General features: G+C 46.5%; 5 protein-coding genes. 1 reads left to right on the forward strand and 4 read right to left on the reverse strand.

Going from position 1 to position 6,187, the window contains the following annotated elements; all coding sequences use genetic code 11:
- Positions 1–72: 72 nt before the first annotated feature.
- Both brnQ and GY683_RS03825 read right to left on the reverse strand, forming a co-directional pair.
- Positions 73–1,365: a branched-chain amino acid transport system II carrier protein gene (brnQ, locus tag GY683_RS03820; protein ID WP_297287488.1), complete on the reverse strand. Its 1,293-nt coding sequence runs from the start codon at positions 1,363–1,365 to the stop codon at positions 73–75.
- A 111-nt stretch (positions 1,366–1,476) separates the two neighbouring features.
- A complete protein-coding gene (locus GY683_RS03825) occupies positions 1,477–2,076 on the reverse strand; it encodes a 4'-phosphopantetheinyl transferase superfamily protein (protein ID WP_297287489.1) in 600 nt (199 codons plus the stop codon).
- A gap of 219 nt (positions 2,077–2,295) precedes the next feature.
- Here GY683_RS03825 and nth point away from each other — a divergent pair, with 219 nt between their 5' ends.
- A complete protein-coding gene (gene nth, locus GY683_RS03830; RefSeq protein ID WP_297287492.1) occupies positions 2,296–2,940 on the forward strand; it encodes an endonuclease III in 645 nt (214 codons plus the stop codon).
- A 133-nt stretch (positions 2,941–3,073) separates the two neighbouring features.
- Here the strand turns inward: nth and GY683_RS03835 are convergent, their stop codons facing one another.
- Together GY683_RS03835 and GY683_RS03840 are read right to left on the reverse strand one after the other, a co-directional pair.
- On the reverse strand, positions 3,074–4,225 hold the full coding sequence (locus GY683_RS03835; protein ID WP_297287490.1) for an AI-2E family transporter: 1,152 nt from the start codon (positions 4,223–4,225) through the stop codon (positions 3,074–3,076).
- A 117-nt stretch (positions 4,226–4,342) separates the two neighbouring features.
- Entirely contained in the window at positions 4,343–6,040 is a 1,698-nt protein-coding gene (locus GY683_RS03840) for a BCCT family transporter (RefSeq protein ID WP_297287491.1), read from the reverse strand.
- Positions 6,041–6,187: the final 147 nt, after the last annotated feature.

The raw sequence follows: 6,187 nt of genomic DNA on the forward strand, positions 1-6,187 counted from the left end.
GGTATTTTTATTGTGGTATTTTTAGCCAAAAAACACCCAAAATCCACTTTGGGCGTTTTTGTTTTGGTTGACTTATTTTTTCATCACTTTATCAAAAACAAGCCCTATAATCAAACCTGTAACAGCAAAAGGCAACCATTCTATTGAATAGTCTTTTAAGGGCAAATTCACGCCTGCCACCGACAGCACCGACACAACCGTTACCAAGCCAAGGCTTACTCGCTTGGCAAGGACAGGTAAAGGTTTGATGATATTTAGCCCGAGCAAAATCATCGCCGTCATGGTAATCGGATATAGCACAAGCAGGACAGGAATGGACTTGCTAATGACCGCACTTAACCCCTGATTGGCAAGTACAAAGCCGATAAGCGTAAAGATAATGACATAAGTTTTATAAGATAAATTTACTCCGCCAATCTTGGGGAACGTCTCATGAAAATATTCAGAAGCCGACACCGTCAGCCCCACCGTGGTCGTCAGACACGCCAAAGACGCAATCAGTCCAAGCACCACGCCACCTGCCGAACCAAAGCCCAGCACCGCCGATTTGTTCAAAATAAACGTGCCGATGTTTTGCCCTTTGTCCGCCACTTGCGTTAGCTCATCTGCCGATAGGGGCAAATGGTTGCCAATCCACCCAAGCGACAGATAAATGAGTGCCAACGCAGATGTAGCAATCAGCCCCGCCTTGGTGGTCTCGACAAACAGATTGGCACGCTCGCCAAGTTTTTGGCTAATGGCACTCATCACAATCACCGAAAACGCCACGGACGCAATCATGTCCATGGTGTTATACCCTTCCAAAAAGCCCACAAAAAACGCCTTACCTTGATAACCGTCTGTGGCAACGCTGGCAGGATTACCGCCCAATTTGACAAAAGACATGACAATCAGAGCCAGCACCGTAACAAGCAAAACAGGCGTTAGCACCGAGCCGATACGGTCAACAAGTTTGTTTGGACTGATGGACAGCCACAGCGATATGGCATAATAAATTACGGTGAAAATGAGTAAATTCACCCAACTTGGCGTATCCAAAAACGGTACAACTGCCATCTCATACGCCACCGCCCCTGTGCGTGGAATGACAAAAAACGGAGCAATGGTCAAATAAATCGCCGACAGCAACGCCACCGAAAACCAAGGATGAATCTTGGCAAGGGCGGACTGATAACCACCATCATATTTTGAGCCAATCATCAAGCCCACCAATGGCAAGCCCACGCCCGTCAAGATAAAACCCAAAATGGCAGGGATAAAAAATTGCCCACTTTCAAAGCCCAATTTGGGTGGAAAAATCAAATTGCCCGAGCCAAAGAAAAAGGCAAAGAGCATAAAGCCGATGATTAGTGTATTTTTGTTCATAACGCACATCTAAATTAATAAAAACGCATTATTTTAGCAATGTTTGCCCATAAAACACATTGGTTATTTTTATTATAATAATTTTTTATAAATATTAAAAATAGCAAACTTTTAAGCCCATTGCCAATCCTGCGTGCCATATTCGCTTGGGTATGCCATCGTAATCATTGCGCCATCGACCTGCACACACTCGAAACGATACGCACCGATTCGCTCATGGCTGACCACGCCCTGATGATCATTGATGAATTGCGCGTTTAATTCGCTCAGCGTCATACGCATACCAAGCCCACACGCCTTGAGCACGGCTTCCTTAATCGTCCAAATACGAAACCACTCCGCGATGTCTCCACTGTGTTGCCATCTTGCCATCTCATCAGGATGATAAAAACGTCTGGCCAGCGGCTCAAAGTTCAACACCCTACTAGTATGCTCAATGTCCACACCGACGTTCAGCACATCAAGACTATAAGCCAGCGCATAATCGGAGGGACATTGACTGTGGTTGAATGACAGATTTGGGACATTAATACAGTTTGGCTTACCCAATTCATCCCTGCCATATGCAGGCACAGGCGCGTCATTAAGCTTGCAAAATTGACTTAATAACTCATGTCGATAGCTTCTGATGGCCTTTCTGTCATCTAAAGACAAGCGTCTAGGGACTGAGCTTAGAATGCGCGTCAGTGGCGCATGATGCAGATAAATCATGTTAGCACCGCCTTAATTCGTATTAAGATTTCATGCTATAATATCGTCTTTTGATTGTCTAGCCATTTATTGTTTTTATTATTCGACTTATTCGACCGCCAAACAGCCATGACTTCTACAGATTCCATCATTAAAATCCAAAACACCAAGACCGCCAAAAAACCCAAAACCAGTAAGCTCGCCACTGCCAAGACCGCTGACACACCACCATCTCGTCCGATGTCAGCGCCGAAACGCGAAGCTTTTTTTGAAAAACTGTCGGAACACATTAAAGAGCCCGTGACTGAGCTGAATTATTCATCGGATTTTGAGCTGCTCATCGCGGTCATGTTGTCCGCCCAAGCCACCGATAAGAGCGTAAACATCGCCACCGATAAGCTGTTCAAGGTAGCCAACACACCCAAGGCAATCTTAGATCTGGGCGTCGATGGACTAAAAAGCTACATCAACTCAATCGGGCTTTATAACTCCAAGGCGGTCAATGTCATCAAGACCTGTCAGGACCTACTAGATAAGCATGATGGGCAAGTGCCACGCACCAGAGCAGAGCTTGAAGCCTTAGCGGGCGTCGGTCGTAAGACGGCCAATGTCGTGCTAAATACCGCCTTTGGTGAGCCTGTGATGGCAGTGGATACGCATATTTTTCGAGTGGGCAACCGCACAGGACTTGCCACTGGCAAAACCGTCCTAGCGGTCGAAAAAGCACTAATGAGCCGCATCCCCACCCAATTCCTAGTCGATGCCCACCACTATCTCATCCTGCATGGTCGCTATACCTGCATGGCGCGCAGCCCCAAATGCGGTGCGTGCGTGGTGTTTGATGAATGCATGTTCAAAGACAAAGAAAAATGGGCAGGACTTTGATTAGCTAATACCGAATACATTAAATAAAAAACGCAAGACATTCGCTTGCGTTTTTATTATTGGTTGGTAATTAGGCTAAATTCTTCTGAGCTGTTTTAGCATCCAATAACCGCCCTACTCAACGTTCACCTAATCAGTCATCCTTTAATGATGACAACTGCTGATCCTCCTTAGGTGTGTAATAAGGATCGTGCTTGAGATCTTCTTCGTTTTGTCCCATGATTTTAATGCTGTAGTCTTTTAGGGTAAATTTAACATATAGAATCTGCACCCAGACGATCAGCGCAACCATCAATGGCATCGCCAACGCCACCCCAAGAATACCAGTCAGCGACCCCATGATGATCTGCGACAGCAGCAGTGCCACAGGCGGCAAATCAATCAGTCGCTGCTGCACCGCAGGTGCGACGACATAACTCTCAAGTTGCTGCACCACGACGATCATCAAAAGCGCCCAAAGCAGCATATCAGGCGCGACAATCAGCGTCACAAGTAGAATCGGCACCGCGGACAACCATGGTCCAAGCACCGGCACAAAATCAAGCACAAAGGCAATTACCCCAAGCGCCAACGCAAACGGAATGCCCATCAGCCACAGCGCAATCACCGTCGCCACACCCACAAAAGCCATCACCGCAAACTGACCAATAAGCCAGCGGCGCAGTGCTTGATAGCTGCTTTTTAGAAGGTATCTTGCCTTATCTCGGTGCTGTTTTGGCACCAACGTCACGAAGCTCTTGGTATAGACATCTGGTGTTAGCGCTAAGAACAGCCCCACCACCAAAATAATCAAAAACGTGCCAATTCCGCCAAATAAACCTGACACCATCACGGGCACAACGCCCAGCACATCGCCAGTGTACTGTGATAAGAATGCTGCTGGATCAGCGATGAACTCTTGCATCCACTTGCTTTGGGCAACCCAATCATAAATGACAGGATAACCTTTAAGGTAATTGTTGATGCTCTGCATGGCTTTGGGGGTCATGTTTTTAAGATCCTCAAACTGATTCACCAGATCTGAGCCGAACATCGCCAAGAATCCTGCTACGGCCAATAAGAGCATCAGCGCCACCAACCCCACCGACAAGGCATGAGGAAGTTTGCGCATGAATTTACCTATCTTTGGGGCGCGTTTAAGATAATCCGACAGACCAAGCAGCAGAACCGCCACCAATATCGCGCCGAACATCATGAGCCACACTCGAGTCAAAAAATACAGACTCATCGCCAAGAAAATAACCGCAAACACCATGAAGATATTTATTTTATGCGCCTTAATCACACGATTTCCTTATTTATTAAGTCATAATCACAAACCCAAAGAATAACACAAAACCAGCAATCACTCATCAATTTTCACCATAAAAAATACCCACACTTAGGTGGGCATTTTATCAGTTCAGTCATTATCTACTTTTGAAGGCGGATGGGTTGGCAATAGATGCTCATCCACCATTTCATTGGCACTATTATGCTCGGCTGACTCCTCGGTGATGTACCATTGTGTGTTACGATACAAGGTCAATCGGTCACGACCAAGCCCGCGAATCAGACAATACATCATCACAAAAATCACCAAAGCAAACGGCAAACCTGCAACGATCGCAGCTGCTTGTAGGGCAGATAAACCCCCTGCCGCCAACAAAATCGCCGCGATGATACCTTCAGAAGTCACCCAGAATAATCGCTGAATCTTTGGCGGGTTGGTATTACCGCCTGCCGTCAACATATCAACGACCAAGCTTGCACTGTCAGCACTGGTAACGAACCACAGAACGATCATCATCAATATCACCACCACCAGACCTTGGGTGAATGGATAGTATTCAATGAATTTAAAAATCGCGCTGCCTGTATCAGCCAGCACCGCTGTTGATAGGCCGTAGTCACCTGAGAGCTCCATGCTGATCGCCACGCCGCCAAAGGTCGTAAACCATAAGAACAATAGCAGCATCGGCACAAACAGCACCCCAAAGACAAACTCACGAATCGTACGGCCACGACTGATGCGAGCGATAAAAATCCCCACAAATGGTGACCAACTCACCCACCAAGCCCAATAAAAGATCGTCCATGATGCCTGCCAATTGGTGTCTAGGAAAGCTTCATTCCAAAGCCCAAGCGTGATGAGATTGCCAGCATAGTTACCGATATTCTCAACAAAACTGTCCAAAATAAACTGCGTCGGTCCTGCGATCATCATAAAGATAAGCATGATGATCGTGCCGATGATGGTGATGTCACTGAGACGCTTTACGCCTTTATCCAGACCCGCCATCACAGAGAACGCAGCACAAGCCGTGATCGCTGCAATCAACGCAATCTTAAACACCAAACTTGGCTCAATACCGAATAACAGCCCAAGCCCTGTCTCAAGCTGCATCACCCCAAGACCCAGCGACGTCACCACACCAAACATCGTACCAAACACCGCCAAGATGTCCACCGCATGACCCCATTTGCCATAGATGTTCTTACCGATGATTGGAAAGAGCACAGAGCGTATTGACAATGGCAGACCACGGCGATAATGAAAATACGCAAGCGATAGCGCAACCACCGCATACACCGCCCACGCATGCAGCCCCCAATGCAAGAATGACACCTGCATCGCTTCTTTGGCGCTCTCAATCGTGCTAGGCTCTGCGGTCGGCGGCTGCACGAAATGATACAAAGGCTCAGCCGTACCCCAGTACAGAAGTCCAATACCGATACCCGCCGAGAACAGCATGCCAATCCACGAGCCGAAGCTATACTCAGGCATCTCGGTCTGCTGGCCAAGGCGAATGTCACCATATCGACTAAGCGCCACATACGCACAAAAAACGAGCGCCGCGTTCATCAAAATAATAAACATGAACCCAAAGCGCTCGGTAATAAATGCCTGCAAATCACCAAATATCTGCCCAGCAAGCTCAGTAAACAGCGTACCGAATACAATAAATAAGACAATCAATAGCATCGATACAATAAATACAGGGCGGCTTACCTTTGGAAAAACCAAAAACCGCTGAATATCCAATCCATCCGCCATCATCTGTCTATCTGCCCGCGCCCTGTCTTGCTGCTTGGGCAGTCTAGGCTCTTTTTCACTCATTATTTTTCTCCTTGTATATTCATTGCGCAAAAATCTGTATTAAAATTATCCAATACTCATCGCAAAAAGTTAAAAATAAGCAAGAAAACCTTAACAAAATAGTCATATTTTTGCAAATTCATATTATATTTTTCGATATAATTTAGA

Source organism: Moraxella sp., from assembly GCF_024227015.1.
In the GTDB taxonomy this organism is placed as follows: Bacteria; Pseudomonadota; Gammaproteobacteria; order Pseudomonadales; family Moraxellaceae; genus Moraxella.